Annotated in this window: 13 protein-coding genes and 7 pseudogenes; 4 read left to right on the top strand and 16 right to left on the bottom strand. The window is 69.4% G+C overall.

Annotated elements, in window-relative coordinates; genetic code table 11:
* The first annotated feature begins 237 nt into the window (after positions 1-237).
* Positions 238-912 carry a LysR family transcriptional regulator substrate-binding protein gene (locus ACIBTS_RS00255; RefSeq protein WP_399315636.1) on the top strand — a complete coding sequence of 225 codons (675 nt, stop codon included), beginning with the start codon at positions 238-240 and terminating at the stop codon, positions 910-912.
* An 87-nt stretch (positions 913-999) separates the two neighbouring features.
* Here ACIBTS_RS00255 and ACIBTS_RS00250 read toward each other — a convergent pair.
* The 4 genes and pseudogenes from ACIBTS_RS00250 to ACIBTS_RS00235 form a co-directional block, all read right to left on the bottom strand.
* Positions 1000-1293: pseudogene (locus tag ACIBTS_RS00250) on the bottom strand (transposase family protein); the annotation flags it as partial.
* A gap of 183 nt (positions 1294-1476) precedes the next feature.
* Entirely contained in the window at positions 1477-2127 is a 651-nt protein-coding gene (locus tag ACIBTS_RS00245; RefSeq protein WP_399315635.1) for a CoA transferase subunit B, read from the bottom strand.
* A pseudogene (locus ACIBTS_RS00240) lies at positions 2127-2447 on the bottom strand (CoA transferase subunit A); the annotation flags it as partial. The pseudogene ACIBTS_RS00240 and the gene ACIBTS_RS00245, both read right to left, overlap by 1 nt.
* 102 nt (positions 2448-2549) lie before the next feature.
* Positions 2550-3401: a LysR substrate-binding domain-containing protein gene (locus ACIBTS_RS00235; RefSeq protein WP_399315634.1), complete on the bottom strand. Its 852-nt coding sequence runs from the start codon at positions 3399-3401 to the stop codon at positions 2550-2552.
* Positions 3402-3482: 81 nt separating this feature from the next.
* Between ACIBTS_RS00235 and ACIBTS_RS00230 the strand changes: the two genes are divergently transcribed.
* Together ACIBTS_RS00230 and ACIBTS_RS00225 are read left to right on the top strand one after the other, a co-directional pair.
* A complete protein-coding gene (locus ACIBTS_RS00230) occupies positions 3483-3977 on the top strand; it encodes a cupin domain-containing protein (protein WP_399315633.1) in 495 nt (164 codons plus the stop codon).
* A 172-nt stretch (positions 3978-4149) separates the two neighbouring features.
* Entirely contained in the window at positions 4150-4509 is a 360-nt protein-coding gene (locus tag ACIBTS_RS00225; protein WP_108999129.1) for a DoxX family protein, read from the top strand.
* Here the strand turns inward: ACIBTS_RS00225 and ACIBTS_RS00220 are convergent.
* The 8 genes and pseudogenes from ACIBTS_RS00220 to ACIBTS_RS00185 form a co-directional block, all read right to left on the bottom strand.
* Positions 4419-5114, bottom strand: coding sequence for a CoA transferase subunit A (locus tag ACIBTS_RS00220; RefSeq protein ID WP_399315929.1), 696 nt, complete (start codon positions 5112-5114; stop codon positions 4419-4421). The two genes, ACIBTS_RS00225 and ACIBTS_RS00220, sit on opposite strands and share 91 nt — an antisense overlap.
* Positions 5115-5507: 393 nt before the next feature.
* Positions 5508-6657: pseudogene (locus ACIBTS_RS00215) on the bottom strand (ABC transporter substrate-binding protein).
* Between the two features lie 135 nt (positions 6658-6792).
* On the bottom strand, positions 6793-7173 hold the full coding sequence (locus ACIBTS_RS00210) for a nuclear transport factor 2 family protein (RefSeq protein ID WP_352178932.1): 381 nt from the start codon (positions 7171-7173) through the stop codon (positions 6793-6795).
* A gap of 35 nt (positions 7174-7208) precedes the next feature.
* Positions 7209-7619: a nuclear transport factor 2 family protein gene (locus ACIBTS_RS00205; protein WP_399315632.1), complete on the bottom strand. Its 411-nt coding sequence runs from the start codon at positions 7617-7619 to the stop codon at positions 7209-7211.
* Positions 7620-7666: 47 nt separating this feature from the next.
* A pseudogene (locus ACIBTS_RS00200) lies at positions 7667-8038 on the bottom strand (PHP domain-containing protein); the annotation flags it as partial.
* Between the two features lie 270 nt (positions 8039-8308).
* A complete protein-coding gene (locus tag ACIBTS_RS00195; protein WP_399315631.1) occupies positions 8309-9391 on the bottom strand; it encodes a S1 family peptidase in 1083 nt (360 codons plus the stop codon).
* 251 nt (positions 9392-9642) lie between these two features.
* A pseudogene (locus tag ACIBTS_RS00190) lies at positions 9643-10203 on the bottom strand (SPFH domain-containing protein); the annotation flags it as partial.
* Between the two features lie 52 nt (positions 10204-10255).
* A complete protein-coding gene (locus ACIBTS_RS00185) occupies positions 10256-11578 on the bottom strand; it encodes an RNA-guided endonuclease InsQ/TnpB family protein (RefSeq protein WP_399315630.1) in 1323 nt (440 codons plus the stop codon).
* A gap of 24 nt (positions 11579-11602) precedes the next feature.
* On the opposite strand from ACIBTS_RS00185, the gene tnpA reads away from it, so the two are divergent.
* Complete coding sequence (gene tnpA / locus ACIBTS_RS00180; RefSeq protein WP_399315928.1) at positions 11603-11980, top strand: IS200/IS605 family transposase; 378 nt, start codon at positions 11603-11605, stop codon at positions 11978-11980.
* 79 nt (positions 11981-12059) lie between these two features.
* Here the strand turns inward: tnpA and ACIBTS_RS00175 are convergent.
* The 4 genes and pseudogenes from ACIBTS_RS00175 to ACIBTS_RS00160 form a co-directional block, all read right to left on the bottom strand.
* Positions 12060-12264 (bottom strand): annotated as a pseudogene (locus ACIBTS_RS00175) (hypothetical protein); the annotation flags it as partial.
* A 51-nt stretch (positions 12265-12315) separates the two neighbouring features.
* The gene (locus ACIBTS_RS00170) at positions 12316-13224 is read right to left on the bottom strand and encodes a S1 family peptidase (protein ID WP_319675358.1); all 909 of its coding nucleotides are present in this window, start codon (positions 13222-13224) and stop codon (positions 12316-12318) included.
* 481 nt (positions 13225-13705) lie between these two features.
* Positions 13706-14041: pseudogene (locus tag ACIBTS_RS00165) on the bottom strand (FMNH2-dependent monooxygenase); the annotation flags it as partial.
* A gap of 300 nt (positions 14042-14341) precedes the next feature.
* Positions 14342-14941 (bottom strand): ATP/GTP-binding protein, encoded by a 600-nt coding sequence (locus ACIBTS_RS00160; protein WP_319335486.1) that lies wholly within the window; start codon positions 14939-14941, stop codon positions 14342-14344.
* Between the last annotated feature and the right edge of the window lie 26 nt (positions 14942-14967).

Raw genomic sequence — 14967 nt, 5'->3', positions numbered from 1 at the left:
GGAAGCCAGCCACTGCACGCACTCCCATATGGCGTCGGGAGCGTGACCCGGTGCCTGCGTACGGACGGGCAGCCTGCCCCCCGTCCTGCTGTCCTTCCTCCCGCCGCGCCTCCCGGACTTCCGGTGACCATGGCGGCACTGGCTGGTCAGCGTATGCCGCCGAGCGCAGGTTCGGGTGTCCGCCTGACCCCGGCAGGGGAGGCCTTCGCCGGGCAGGCACGCCTGATCGTTCGCGAGATGGAGACAGGCCGCGCCGTGGTGAAAGCCGTATCCGGGCTCGTCACAGGACGACTGGACCTCATCGCGCTGCCCGGCGTACTGCTCGACCCTCTCGCCGCGGTGATCGGGCAGTTTCGGTCGCGTCATCCTCAGGTCCGGGTCCGCGTCACCTCGGCTGAGCGCCCCGAAGAAGTCCGCGAGGCGGTTCGCTCCGGCGCCGTCGAACTCGGCCTGACGGACCGCCTCGACCCCACCGAACGAGACCTGACCGGCGAGCTCGTCACCGAGCAGGACATGGTGCTCGCCCTGCCGCCCGGCAGCACCCCGCCTCCGGGTGGCGTCGTGGGCGTGCCCGACCTGCTCGACCTCGAAATGGTCACCGGTGTCCGTGACATGGTGGTCGACATGCTGGCCGGGGCGGGCGTCGACAGCGCTGCCGCGTTCACACCCGCCGTGGAGACCGAGTTGCGCGGATCCTCTCTCTACCTGGTCCTCGCCGGTGCGGGTGCCGCCGTCCTCCCCCGCACACTCGCCGAACTCGGCCGCGCGGGCGGGGTCGTCATCGTCCCCTTCGACCCGCCCCAGAGCCGCCACTCGTACGTCCTGCGCCGCGCCGCGCCCCTGTCCCCGGCGGCGCAGGCCCTGCACGGCCTGCTGCGCCGAGGGAACGACCGCAGCGGCGGGACGGTGTGATCGCGCGAGCCAGAGCGGCGCCGTGACAACCGCAGCAGGACGCACTGGTCGCCGCAGTGATCCCGCCGGCCACGGGCAGCCGGGCTCCCGGCACCACCAGCGACGCTTGTGCCAGCGGAACTCAGGTCCGCTCTCGCCGTACGGCCGATCGCGGGGCAAGGTGGTCGCGGAGCCCTTCACCCGGGTGGCGAAGACTCCGCAGGCCGGGCAGGCCCGGGCCGTCTCATCGGCGGTGACCAAGTGGACTCGGCGTGTCCCATCCGCCAGCCGCTCGACCCGGGCGACGGACACCCCGTCGAGACCGAGCAGCACCGTCGTATCGTCTAAAGCGGGGGTCGCAGGTTCGAAACGTGCCGGGGGCACAGAGAAACACCTGGTCATGGGCCCTTCCGTCCGACGGACGGGAGGGCCCTCGTACTCGCAGTACACATCAGTCCGCCGACAGCCGCGGTTCCTCCCAGTATCTGGAGGAAGCGGCGCCGACTGGCTCCGGAGTGAGCCGCTGCCTGCTGCAGGGGTTGGTGAGGACAGGACACATGCGGAGGGTTCTTCCTGGTGGCGGGGTCAGCTGTGGGGGACGGAGAGCGCCATTCCCACCTCCGGTTCGGTGCGCTCGCGGACGTCCGAGGGAGACACGTCAGGAGCGAGTTCGACCAGAGACAGGCCGTCGGCCGTGATGTCGAGGACGGCGAGGTCGGTGATGATCCGGTGGACGCAGGCGCGCCCGGTCAGCGGGAGCGTGCACTCGTCGACGATCTTCGGTGAGCCGTCCTTGGCGGTGTGCTCCATGAGGACGATGACCTTGCGGGCACCGTGCACCAGGTCCATGGCACCGCCCATGCCCTTGATCATCTTGCCGGGTACGGTCCAGTTGGCAAGGTCACCGGCTGCGGAGACCTGCATGCCGCCCAGTACGGCGACGTCGATGCGGCCGCCGCGGATGATCCCGAAGGACCGTGCGGAGTCGAAGAAGGAGGCACCGGGCAGCACGGTGACGGTCTCCTTGCCCGCGTTGATCAGGTCGGGGTCGACCTCGTCGTCGTACGGGTACGGGCCGGTGCCCAGGACGCCGTTCTCCGAGTGCAGCACCACGTGGACGCCGGGCGGGAGGTGGCCCGGGATGAGGGTGGGCAGTCCGATGCCCAGGTTGACGTAGGAGCCGTCGGGCAGTTCGCGGGCGGCGCGGGCCGCCATCTGGTCGCGGGTCCAGGTCATCAGTGCCGCTCCTGACGCGTGCGGACGGTGCGCTTCTCGATGCCCTTGTCGTCGGCGGGGACGGGGCCCACGACCCGGTCGACGTAGATGCCGGGCAGGTGGACGGCGTCGGGGTCGATGGCGCCGGGTTCGACGAGTTCCTCGACCTCGGCGATGGTGGTCCGGCCGGCCATGGCTGCGAGGGGGTTGAAGTTGGCGGCACTGCGGTGGAAGACGAGGTTGCCGTGCCGGTCGCCGCGGGAGGCCCGTACCAGGGCGAAGTCGGTGGTAATGGCCTCCTCCAGGACGTACGCCCGGCCGCGGAAGGTACGTGTGGCTTTGTTCACGAGAAGCGACAGCAGATATTCACCATTTCCGGAGGCGGTCACGAGGGCTGCAGCGTTCGAATTGTTCACGAGCTGCGGCAGCGCCATTGCCGATCCTCAGTGGCGGTACGCGGCTGTCGCGATCTTGATGAATGATCGGGTCAACGGGTTGGTGTCTCCTTCGTTACACACCGCCACCACTCGGCTCGGCGCCATGTCGATCAGCGGCACCACGGTGAACTCCGCGGGCAGGTCGTGTCCGAGCGGGGCCAGGCCGACCGTGCCGTTCCACAGCACAGCCTGCAGGCATTCCTGGACGGCGCGCACCACTGGTCCCTCCCGCGGCCTGCCACCGTTCCAGTACGACTGCCAGATGGGGTCTGTGCCCTGCGGGAACTGGAACCACCGGCGGTCGCGCAGCTCGGCCAGCCGCAGCTCATCGCGGCGGGCCAGCGGATCGTCGGCACGCAGGACCACGCCGACCGGATCGGTCCGCAGCGCACGCACCGTCAGTGCGGTCTCGTCGAACGGTGCCCGGGTGAGGGCGACGTCGACCAGTCCAGCGCGCAGTCCGCACGTCGGGTCAGTCAGATCGGTGTCGCGGATGCGGATGTCGACTCCGGGGTGGTTTCGGCGGTAGGCCGCGGCCAGCCTGGCCACTCCCGGGTCGGTGCCGTCGCCCAAGATGCCGACGGTGATAGTCGCGACGCCGACTGCTGCGCTCACACGTACCCGGACGCGGTCGGCGTGGTCGAGTAGGGCTCGCGCCTCGTCGAGCAGCACCGCGCCCACTGGAGTGAGCGTGACGCCGGTGGTCGAGCGGGCGAAGAGCAGGGCCCCGACCTCGGCTTCCAACTGCTTGATCGCCCGGCTCAGCGGCGGCTGACTCATATGCAGTCGGGTGGCGGCCCGGCCGAAGTGGAGTTCCTCGGCGACCGCCACGAAGTAGCGCAAGGTCCGTAGCTCCACGCTGCAACGATACCCATGAGGTATCGGCTCTGCTGAATGGGTCTTGGACACCGGCGAGGTCCCGGCGGTGCACTCGTGACCATGACCGAAAAAGCGAAGACCAGCGAGCCGCAGGCCGACCCCGCCGTATCGGTGGTGGGTCCCCACGAGGGCGAGACGATCGTTCTGGGCGCCACACGCATGCGCGTTCTGGAGGACGGCAGCCACACCGGGCACCGCCTCGCGATCGCCGAGTCCGTCCTCGCCCCGCACACGCAGGGCCCGCCGCAGCACCGCCATGGCCAACACGACGAGGGTTTCTATGTCCTCTCCGGCACCGTGCGGTTCACCGTCGGGGACGAGGACTACGACGCCGCCGCGGGGACGCTCGTCATGGTTCCGCCCGGCACCCCGCACACCTTCGCCAACCTGACCGACCAACCCGCCGTCATGCTCAGCACATTCACACCCGACCTGTATGTGCAGTACTTCCGAGACCTTCATGAGGTGCTCGCATCCGGACAGCCGCTGACGCCACAGGCCAACATCGACACAATGAGCCGCTACGCGACACAGCCCGCGACCGACCTCGCCTGAAGTCGGCGGGACGGAACGGCCCGGCCGCCCTCCTTTCGGCCTCTGGGGCCGTGGCGCTCCCGCCTTTCGCGTCCGAACCCTCGGACGACGGACCGGCCGTCTCCAGGGGCTTCCCTGGCACTCGACGCAATCGACAGGACCCCGCGAACCGGGGCCCCCGTGAACGGAAACCATGAACATCGCCTACTGGATCGTCGCGGGACTGCTCGCGCTCTTCTACTTCTACGCAGGCACGCTGAAGGTGATCCGCAGCCGCGATCAACTCCGACCGATGATGGCTTGGGTCGACCGTATTCCCCTGCCCGCCCTCAGGGCGCTGGGGGCGGTCGAAATACTCGGCGCGGCCGGTCTGGTCCTGCCACCGCTGACCGGTACCGCTCCTTGGCTGGCGTCGGCCGCAGCCATCGGCTTCGTACTTCTGCAGACCGGTGCGATCGCCGTTCACCTGACCGGAGAAGACCGCCGGATCACACTCAATGTCGCACTCACCGCCACCGCGGCCGTGACCGTCTGGTTGGCCACCAGGCCGTGACCGTGGCGCAGTCCTCGACCGGCGGAGGCGACTGCTCGGCCAGCCGCCTCACGGCCGCTGTCACTTCTCATGAACATCGAACACGCCGCCGTCCACGCGCTGCGCGGTGAGGCGTACATCTGCTGTCGAAACTCGTGAACAAAGCCAGTACGTGTCTCCTTGGGCGGCGAGGCCACCGCGACGCTGCCGTCGGGGTCGTAGCGCCAGGGCAGGCCACTGTCGGCGACCTGAGTGCCGACCCCGGCCGGGGTGTAAAAGGATGGGATGCCGGTGCCGCCTGCGCGCAGTCGTTCGGCGAGGGTGCCCTGCGGGGTGAGTTCCACCTCCAGTTCACCGGCGAGGTACTGGCGGGCGAACTCCTTGTTCTCGCCGACGTAGGAGCCGGCCACTCGGGCGATTCGGCCGGCCGCCAGCAGGACACCGAGGCCCTGGCCGTCCACGCCGCAGTTGTTGGAGACCACGCGCAGTCCGCCGGCGCCCTGGGCGTGCAGGGCGTCGATGAGCACGGTGGGTATGCCGCACAGCCCGAAGCCGCCCACCGCCGGCGACGCCCCTTCCGGTATGTCGGCGACGGCCTCGGCGGCCGAGGCCATGACCTTGTCCACGTTGTTCATGCCTTCCGGCTGCCTCCGCTTCGACTACGAACTCGAAGTGGCCGCCGTCATCGTGGTCAGCGCTGCACGCCGGCCGCGCCCAACCCCCCGTGACCGACCAACCGGTCAGCGTCCAGGACTACCCGTGTACGGCACCCGCTTCGGCGCCTCCGGCCGGTCGGTGAGCCGAAGCCGCCGAAAACCCGGTTCCTGCGCCTGTCGCGTGCGCAGTGCTTCGCGCACAGGAACGGGACCACCACGACACCGCCCCATCAACTCACTCGAAGGAGACCATCGTGACCACCGGCGGCCACCAGCCGACGCCCTCCCAACCGGCGGCCGGGAATTGGAGGGCCGCCGGCCCAGCGCGTGGGGAGTGCGGGGCCGGGCGGCACCGGTCGGCGGTCAGGCTCCGGGGTGCAGTCCGAGCCAGCCCGGTGAGGGGTCTCCCTTGACCTCGCCGAAGTACAGGGCGAAGGTCTGCTTCCAGCGCTCGATCGCCGCGCGGTCGGCCATGAAGCGCGGGAAGCCGTCGAGGTTGCCGTTGGGGTACTCCCAGACGGGCTTCAGCCCGGTCGGCGGGGTGACGTCGGTGCGGACCGACCAGCCGTTGGTGGCGGCCTTCTGCTGCTCGACGGAGAGCCGCCAGTTCAGGTACAGCTTGGCGGCGGTGGGGTTCTCGGCCTGCTTGAGGATCGCGGCCCGCTGTCCCCAGGACATGAACGGCGCCTCCTCGGGCAGCACCCACTTGACCGACCCGGTGGACAGCGGCGCGCCGGATCCGCCGATGCCGATGGCCTTCTGGCCGCTGGTGACGGCCGCGCTCGGGGTGTAGCTGCCGCGGGCGAACTGAAGGTCCTGGGTGGCCAGTCGAGCGAGCCAATCCCAGCCGTACTTCTCCACGTAGAGGGTGTAGAGGTAGAGGACCGCGTCGTCGTCGTGCGGGTAGGAGGAGGCGATCTTCCCCTTCCAGCGGGCGTCGGCCAGGTCGAGCGGGCCGCTGGGGATGTCGGAGCCGACCGCGGCGGGACCGTACATGTAGCTGAAGGCACTCACCTGGACGGCGACCCACGCGCCGTGCGGGTCCTTGAAGGGAGCGTAGAGCTTGGAGAAACCGGCCGGCTTGTAGGCGAGCAGGCGGCCCTGCTCCTTCCAGCGCACGAAGTCCTGAACGGTCTGGAGCTGTACGACGTCGGGTATCAGGGTGTCGGTCGCGAACTGGTTGTCGACGCGGACGTCGTGGTACTTGCTGTAGTCGACGACCACTGTCAGGTCGATGTCCGGGAACCGGCTCTTGAAGCCGTTGCGGATTCCGTCCGCCTGAGTGGAGATGTCACCACCGGCGTAGAGCACGAGCTTGCCGCCCTCCGCGAGGGCCGCCTGGTAGAGCTCGTCAAGAGTCCGCTTCTCCTCGCCGCCGCCCGTCCACGCGCCCCGCAGAGGCTTGGCCGGTGGCGGCCTGAGCGGGGGTGACGGAGGCAGTGGCGACACCGAGACCGAGAGCGGCACCCGCTCCGGTGGCAAGCAGGCGGCGTCGGCTGGGAAGGCTGGTCATGGTGGGGGGAGCCTCTCTATCCGTTCTGTTCTGTTCGGTTGTCTGTGTGGTGCGGCTGGACCACGGCAGCGGAGCAGCACGGCGCCCGGGTACGGCACCCGTGCCGTACCCGGGCGCCGTGCTGCTGCTGTGGGGTCAGAACATGGTGTTGTCGTTGGCGCTCTTCTCGGGCACCTCCTGGATCACGTCCCAGTGCTCGACGATCTTTCCGTCGGCGACGCGCCAGAAGTCCGCTACGGCCATGCCCCGGTCGCCGGGCTTGAGGTGCAGGTTGCTGTGGGTGACCACCAAGTCCCCTTCGGCGATCACACGCTTGATGTCCAGGCGCAGGTCGGGGAACTGCCCGCGCAGCCAGTGCACATAGCCGACGAAGGCACCCGGGCCGTCCTGCGCCTCGGGGTTGTGCTGGGTGTAGCTCTCGCCGAGGTGTGCGGTGGCGGCCGCCTCGGGCTGATAGTCGTTGAACGCCTGCTCGTAGAAGGCAGTCACGAGTGCCTTGTTGTCCGCAGCGGACATCTCTGTCTCCTGCCTCTCGGTGGGTGCGGTACGACTCAGTCGGCCATGGCCTCGCGGACGAGCGCCGTGTCGACGAACTGTTCGAAGCGGACGATGAGTCCGCCGCGTACGACGAAGTGGTGCGCCACACGGACGTCGATCGGCTTGCCGGTGGCCTTGTTGACGGCGGTGTAGCGGGCGAGGACGACGACGTTCTCGCCGTCGACGACGTAGGTGTCGTCGTGGGCGGCCCAGCCGTCCCACTCCTTGCCGAGCTGCTCCATGACGTTCAAGGTGACGCCCTCGGGCGTGCGATAGGTCCCGGCCAGCGGGAAGCCGGCCATCTCCGTCCACTCCACGTCGGGGGCGAGGGTGGCGCGCAGGGCGTCCAGGTCGCCGGCGGCCGAGGCCAGGTACTGGCGGCGCACGACGTCGGCGGGCGCGGTGGAGGGGGCGAACTCGCTCATGGTCAGCCCCACTTCATCTCGCCCTTGGCGACCTTCGAGCCGATCTGGGCGGCGGTCACGATCCGGCACAGGTCGGCCCAGCCCCGGGCGCCGTCGCGGGCGAGGAAGGTGACACGGGGGGTCGACTCGTCGACGAAGGCGCCGCCGCGCACGGGCGGGCGGTGCCGGTCCCGGCGTACGTCGCTGTCCTGCCGCGCGGACCCGGCGGCGACCGCCAGGTCCACCCCGAACAGCGGCCGCACACCCGCCTTCGCGCAGGCCTTGGCGAAGCGGACCGTGCCGGCGGGGGTGTCGCGGTCGGTGAGGGCGAGGGCGTCCATGCCCCGCTCAAAGGCGCGCTCGGCCAGCCGGTCCGGGTGCGAGGCGCCGTAGCGCAGGGAGAACCCGGAGACGGTGTGCAGATGCGTGAACCCTGGCACACGCACCTCCCGCGATCCCACTCTCGAACATCAGTTCCCTAAATCCCTCACCCCTCACCATAGACCCATTCTCGAACATCTGTACGACAGTCGTTCGAACCCCTCTCACCTGCGCAAACGCCGGCCGACTCCGCCGGGTGCAGCGATCGCGAGGAGTGCGGTGCGCGCGGACTCGCACAGTTCGTCGCCCCCGGGACAAAGCGAGTCCGCCCGGTGGGCACCGCCCCGTTCGGCGAACGGCGCGATCGCCCGGACGGGGCGCGCGGGGCGTCAGCCGATCTGTGTGCCGGTCGCCGACAGGGCCTCGGTCACCGGCTGGAAGAACGTCTCTCCGCCGGAGGTGCAGTCGCCGCTGCCGCCCGAGGTCAGGCCGATGGCGCTGCTGCCCGAGAAGAGCGAGCCGCCGCTGTCGCCGGGCTCGGCGCAGACGTCGGTCTGGATCAGACCGTTGACGATGTCCCCGTTGCCGTAGTTCACCGTGGCGTCCAGTCCGGTGACCGTGCCCGAGTGGACGTGGGTGGTCGAGCCGCTGCGGGTGACCTTCATGCCGACGGTGGCCCCGGCGGCGCCGGTGATCCGCTGGGCCGAGCCGTTGTAGAGGTCGACCTCGCTCGGGTGGTCGACGTCGGCGGTGTACTTGACCAGGCCGTAGTCGTTGCCCGGGAAGCTGGAGACCTCGTTGGCGCCGAGCTGCGCGCCGGAGGAGTCCGACCAGGTGGAGATGGCGTCGGTGCAGTGCCCCGCGGTCAGGAAGTACGGCTCGCCGCCCTTGACCACGTTGAAGCCGAGCGAGCAGCGCCCGCTGCCGCCGGTGATGGCGTCGCCGCCGGCGATGAAGGGTTTGAACTCCCCCTTGGTGCGCTGGAGTTCGGCCACCTTGCCGAGTCCGTCGACGACCTTGGTGAGCTTGGCCCACGCGGCGTCGGAGACGGTGCGGTCGGCGGTCACGACGACCTTGTTGGCGGTCGGGTCGGTCACCACGGCGGTGCCCGGGACGGTCGCGTCCGCCTTGAGCGTCGTACGGGCTCCGGTCAGTTCGGCGAGGGAGTTCTCGACGAGTCTGGCCTTGGCGCCGGCCGCCTCGACGGTCTTCGCGGCGCTCTCGTCGAGGACGTTCACCACGAGGCTCTTGCTCTGGGCGTCGTAGTACGTGCCCGCCGCGTCGACGCCGAGGGCCTCGCCGAGCGTCGAGGCGAGCTTTCCGGCCGCGAGGACCGAGAGGGTGGCGGGCTGCGGGGTCTTCGCAGGTTCGCCGGCGTTCGCAGTCTGGAAGCTGACTCCCGCCGCGACGAGCGCGGCGACACCCGCTCCCGCCATGACCGTCCGCCGCCTGGGTATACGTCGGTGCTTCAACTCGCGTCCTCCTGTGGGGGTCGGCCCGGACGGTTGTGGGGACCGCGCGGGGCCGGAAGGCTGGTTGGCGGGCGCCTACTCTTCCGAACGGCACAGGGAGCACACAAGGTCGCCTTCGGGACGCGCACAGGGTGAGCACCGCGCGCCCTTCGCGCCTTCACCACCCCGGCGCCACAGAAGAACCCACAGGAGGGTTGAGGATTCGCACTGCAAATGCTACGTGCGAGTAATCGCGTACGGACGGGCGAGGTCTAGTCCTGACCGGATTTCATCTCCGGTGCGGCTGGCCCGGATGCGGCCGGCCCGGATGCGGGCGTTCCCGGTGCGGGCGGCGCGGGCAGCGGCTGCTGGGCCCGTTCCAGGAACCGCAGCAACTCCACCGGGAACGGCAGCACCAGAGTCGAGTTCTTCTCGGCGGCCACCGCCACCACCGTCTGCAGCAGCCTCAGTTGGAGGGCGGCCGGCTGCTCGGACATCTCCTTGGCGGCCTCGGCGAGCTTCTTCGACGCCTGGAGTTCGGCGTCGGCGTTGATGACCCGGGCCCGTCGCTCACGGTCGGCCTCGGCCTGCCGGGCCATGGACCGCTTCATCGTCTCGGGCAGGGAGACGTCCTTGATCTCGACCCGGTCGATGGTCACGCCCCATTCCACCGCCGGGCTGTCGATCATCAACTCCAGTCCCTGGTTGAGCTTTTCGCGGTCGGCGAGCAGATCGTCCAGCTCGCTCTTGCCGATGATGGACCGAAGGGAGGTCTGGGCCATCTGGGAGACCGCGAAGCGGTAGTCCTCCACCCGGACGACCGCCTCGGCGGCGAGGTCACCTTGAATTGAAGTGCTCTCCCGGCTGAGGCCGGGAGATTCCCACCTACCTTGCGGTGGCGGGCTTGACGCTAGGTGCGCGCCTGGCGACTGCCCTCCCGGCAGCCGGGATCGCCACGAGGCCGATCCGGTACAGGTGCAAGATGTTGCGGGCCGCGTTCCAGTCGGCGTTCGCCTCGAAGCCGCAGCCGGGATTCTTGCACACGAACGTGGCCTGGTCCTCCCGGCTGCCAGGCGTGGTGACGCCGCAGGCGGAGCAGCGCAGGGAGGTGCCGGGGGCGGGGACCTTGTGCAGGGTGCCGCCGCGCTGGGCGAGCTTGTACGCCAGCATCGTGACCGTGCGGCCCCACGCCTCCTGGCTGATGGAACGGTTCAGCCCGGCCTTTTGCGCGACATTCTTCCCCGGTTCCCCGATGCTGCCCCGGGCGGACTTGACCATGCTCGTGATGTTGAGATGTTCGACCACCACGGTGCCGTACTGGTTGGCGATGCGAGTGGTGGTCTTGTGCTGCCAGTCAACGGCCCGGCGCGTGGCTGTTGCGCGGAGCTGTTTGATCTGGTCGTAGGTGCTCCGCAGGCGGTTGGAGGTGTGCTCGCCCCGTTTGCGGAGGCTCTTGCGGTGTGCGGCGCGCTGCTCTAGGCGCAGGAGTGTGGCCTTCTCGTGTTGGTTCAACCATTTGTCGCGGTCGGCTGCTTTGTCAGGGCGGCGCGCGGCGCGGCCGTGGTCGAAGTGGTTGCCGTCGGAGAGGGCCAGCGGCAGGTTCACCCCTGCGTCGATGCCGACCTCAGCCCCCCGATGCGGTTCCGGCTTGGATTCGATGGTCTGCACGCGGAAGGCGATGTGCCAGCCCAGTGCATCCTTCACCAGCCGCGCGCCGGTGATCCGGTTGCCCTTGTCGGCCCTCTTGCCCGCCGGGAGGTCCTTGGTCCAGCGGAAGCGGACCCGGCCGACCTTGGGGAGGTTGACCATGCCCCAGCGGCGGTGCACACGGACGACGTTCAGGTCCCGGCCCTGGGGGATGTCCACCGACATGACGGAGCGGATGCGGGACTTGAAGTTCGGTGCGCCGGCACGTTTGTCCCAGCAGTTGCGCCACGCATGGAAGTACGTCTTCAGGACCGCCTGGGCTGCCTGCGCGGGCAGGACGGCGAGCCAGGTGAGGTCCTTGCGGGCCTGCCGGATCGCGGCATCGGCAGCGACCAGCGAGCGCTTGTCGCTCGGCAGCATCGTCCACCAGTCGTGCAGCAGGTTCCACATGGTGCGGGCCGCATGCGCCTGGTCGTCGACGGCCCGGACCTGCGCGGGGGTCAGCGCAAGCCGGGCCCTATGCCCGAACTGCCGCTTCACCCATGCGCTTTCCGTAGTCACGTGATTACTATACGGTTCGAGGCCGTGCCACCCCGGTGGAATCCAAATCCCGCCGTACCGACTGACCGTCGCGTCGTCCACACCCTTCATGCCCAATTGGCTTTCGTCACCAGGAACCGGCGCGGCGTGTTCACCGATGTCATGCTCACCAGGTGCAAAGAGATCATGCGCGACGTGTGCACGGACTTCGAAGCGGAGCTGAAGGAGTTCAGCGGCGAACAGGACCACGTACACCTGTTCGCGCACTACCCGCCCAAGGTCCAGCTCTCCAAGCTGGTCAACAGCCTCAAGGTGTTGAGCAGACGCTTCTGGTCCGGCTCGTACGTCGCAGGAAGCTGCGGCGGCGCGCCGCTGACCATCGTCAAGCAGTACATCGAGCAGCAGCAGCGCCCCGTGACCTGAGGTCAACAGCGCGGACCCGTGCTCACGCGTGGACGGAGCGGTCTTGAGATGCGCTTCACCTCCGCTCTGAAGGACTCTTGACGTTGTCCCGGGTGATGCCCTCCTGCACCGGCACCGGCACCGTGACGATCTGCATTGGCCTTCCGGAGCCGGTCCACGCCCGAAACGATCAAGGTGAGCCTGGGTCCGCGCACCTCGGATCCTGTACTCCGGACGGTAACTCCGCCCCACGGACAAGAGCGAGCCCCCGCACGCCGGTTGCGTACGGGGGCCCGCCCCTCAATCGCGAAGCTCGTGGAACCTGTGGAACTCGGGCGACACGCCGGCCGGGACCGTCAGCCGACGCTCACGCCGTAGTAGCTCAGCGCCTCGGTGACCGGCTGGAAGAAGGTCGTGCCGCCGGAGCTGCAGTTGCCGCTGCCGCCGGAGGTCAGACCGTAGGCCACGCTGCCCCCGTACAGCGGGCCGCCGCTGTCGCCGCCCTCGGCGCAGACCGTGGTCTGGATCATGCCGTAGACGACGTCGCCGCCGCCGTAGTTGACGGTGGCGTTCAGGGCGGTGACCCGGCCGCTGTGGGTGCCCGTCGTGGAACCGCGGCGGTAGACCGTGGTGCCGACGCTCGGGGTGGCCGCGCTGGAGATCGTCTGGCTGCCGACCGAGCTCGGGTGGGCCACCGACGAGTTGGTGTACCGCACCAGGGCGAAGTCGTTGGTCGGGAAGCTGTAGCTGACGTTCGTGCCCAGCGTCGAGCTCTGGCCCGAGTTGGAGTACCAGGTGGAGGCGACCTCACCGCAGTGACCGGCGGTCAGGAAGTAGTAGGTGCTCCCGCTGTGCACGTTGAAGCCGAGCGAGCAGCGGTAGCCGCCGCCGTAGATGGCGTCGCCGCCGGTGATCAGCTTCTTGAACTGGCCCGGCGTGTGCTTGATCGTGAGCGCGCCGGCGTTGCTGCCCGCCTGCTCCTTGATCTTCGCGATCTCGGCCTGCGACACCGTACTGTCGACGGTGACCACGAGCCGGTTGGTCTTGCTGTCGACGGCCCAGGCGGTGCCCGGGACGTCCGCGTTGAGCACCGAGGTGCTCGCGCTCTTGAGCTGCGCGGTGCTGAAGGTGGCGGTGTCGGCCGCGTTCGCGTTGGGGATCGCGATGGCGGCCGCGGCCACGAGTCCGGTCGCTACGGCGGTCAGCCGGATCCGTCTCGAGATGCCGCTCGTGGGGGTGGTGGGGGTGGTGCGCTTGATCCTCACGTTTCGTTCCCTCCCAGGGGAAGTCGGGGGCCCGTCGTGTGGGGTCGGGGCCCGTGAGGCGCAGCCAGGACCGACGTTCGTCCGGATTCCGGACACGCCGTGACCCTGACAAGCGCTGAGGGGGAGTATTCGGCCGAACGGCCGGTCGGCGCAAGGGCGCCTTTCGGCCGTCAGACCTTGAACGAACTGCGTGAGTTGAGTCCACTCGCCGCCCTCCTGCAGCCCTCTTGCCCCAGCTCAGACGGGGTTGCGCTCTCCTGCCTCGACCACCACGTCACAGGTGTTCCCCGGCGACGGGGCGGCACAGCCCAATGGGACGGCAAGGCGCACGGAGGCAGTACAGAAGGTTGACGCCCGCCCTCGCGCATCCGTCCGTGTCGGGTGCGCCGGGGCGCGCGGCGCCGGATGTCCGGAAGTCGACCGTCCGGATAGCTCTCCGGGCGGGACCGGCGCCGGGACGATCTCGGGCAGCGGCCCGACCTCATGGCGCTCCTCCCACGTACTGGTGGGCGGGCCGAATCAGCCCCAGGTGCTCGCGGAGCGTGCTGCCCGGATAGAAGGTGCGGAACAGGCCACGGTGTTGCAGCAGCCCCACCGTGCCGTTGACCAGGCGCTCCAGGTCGCGGCGCGGTTCGACGGGGGCGAGGTGGAAGCCGTCGACGGTGCCGTCCTGGTGCCAGGAGGCGATCAGGTCGGCGAGGTCGACCGGGCCGCCGCGGTAGAGCGGGCCCCGCGCGGTCGGCCGGGGGCCGCCTCCGCCGTGGCCGGGTTCGGCGGCGTGCTCGCCGTCGCCGAGGTCGATCAGCAGGCTAGCCGTACAGCGAGAGTACGGGGGTGTTTCCCCTCACTGTCAAGGCTGCCCGAACGGTGAGCGTTACGTCTCAGCTCAGTTGACGGGTAATCGGAGACCTGTTCCACATGGCCCATGCATCCGCAGCAGTGGCTGGTCACCCGCTCCCACATCGACTTCGGTCGCGTGTGGTCCTGTTCCTGTTGAGCTGACCCACTGCGCGCCCGGTTTCCGGGCGCCTCTTCGCGTTCCCGCCTCGCCAGTTCCGCCTTCACCCACGCGCCACTCCTGCCTCACCCTCCCCTCATCCTCATCCTCGCCCTCCCCTCATCCTCGCGCCACCACAGCCCGACGCCGGGGCGCGGCCCGCGCCCCGATCACCCGATCCATCAACGCGCCCAGCACATCGCGCACGGACCCCCGCTCCCGCGCGTCGCACTCCAGCACGGGAACGTCCGCACCGAGCCCCAACGCCTCCCGCACCTCCTCCAGTTCGAACCGTTCGGCGCCGTCGAAGCGGTTCACCGCGAGGACGAACGGCGCGCCGTGGGCCTCGAAGTAGTCGAGCGCGGGGAAACACTCCTCGATGCGCCGGGTGTCCGCGAGGACGACCGTTCCCAGCGCGCCCTCCACCAGGTCGTCCCACAGGAACGAGAAGCGGTCCTGTCCGGGCGTCCCGAACAGATACAGCGCGATGGTCGGATCGAGTCTGATCCGCCCGAAGTCCAGCGCGACGGTGGTCGTCGTCTTGGACTCCACGCCCTCGAGCGAGTCGACCCCCACCGACACCTGGGTCATCGCCGCTTCCGTGTCGAGCGGCTCGATCTCGGAGACGGCCCCGATGAAGGTGGTCTTGCCGACCCCGAGGCCCCCGCTCACCACTATCTTCACGGCGAGCGGAACGGTCTTGTCAGAGCGCCCGGGCATGGTCCCTGGTCCTTTCGAGCGTCCGC

This window comes from Streptomyces sp. NPDC050121 (assembly GCF_044460385.1).
Lineage (GTDB): Bacteria > Actinomycetota > Actinomycetes > Streptomycetales > Streptomycetaceae > Streptomyces > Streptomyces soliscabiei.
Note: the sequence above shows the minus strand (reverse complement) of the source record. Positions and strands in the feature narration are given on the sequence as shown.

Excerpts from the sequence above, each read along its gene's own strand:
- ACIBTS_RS00245 (WP_399315635.1), bottom strand. The coding sequence starts at position 2,127 with ATGACCTGGACCCGCGACCAGATGGCGGCCCGCGCCGCCCGCGAACTG.
- ACIBTS_RS00230 (WP_399315633.1), top strand. The coding sequence starts at position 3,483 with ATGACCGAAAAAGCGAAGACCAGCGAGCCGCAGGCCGACCCCGCCGTA.
- ACIBTS_RS00225 (WP_108999129.1), top strand. The coding sequence starts at position 4,150 with ATGAACATCGCCTACTGGATCGTCGCGGGACTGCTCGCGCTCTTCTAC.
- ACIBTS_RS00160 (WP_319335486.1), bottom strand. The coding sequence starts at position 14,941 with ATGCCCGGGCGCTCTGACAAGACCGTTCCGCTCGCCGTGAAGATAGTG.
- ACIBTS_RS00210 (WP_352178932.1), bottom strand. The coding sequence starts at position 7,173 with ATGTCCGCTGCGGACAACAAGGCACTCGTGACTGCCTTCTACGAGCAG.
- ACIBTS_RS00205 (WP_399315632.1), bottom strand. The coding sequence starts at position 7,619 with ATGAGCGAGTTCGCCCCCTCCACCGCGCCCGCCGACGTCGTGCGCCGC.
- ACIBTS_RS00255 (WP_399315636.1), top strand. The coding sequence starts at position 238 with ATGGAGACAGGCCGCGCCGTGGTGAAAGCCGTATCCGGGCTCGTCACA.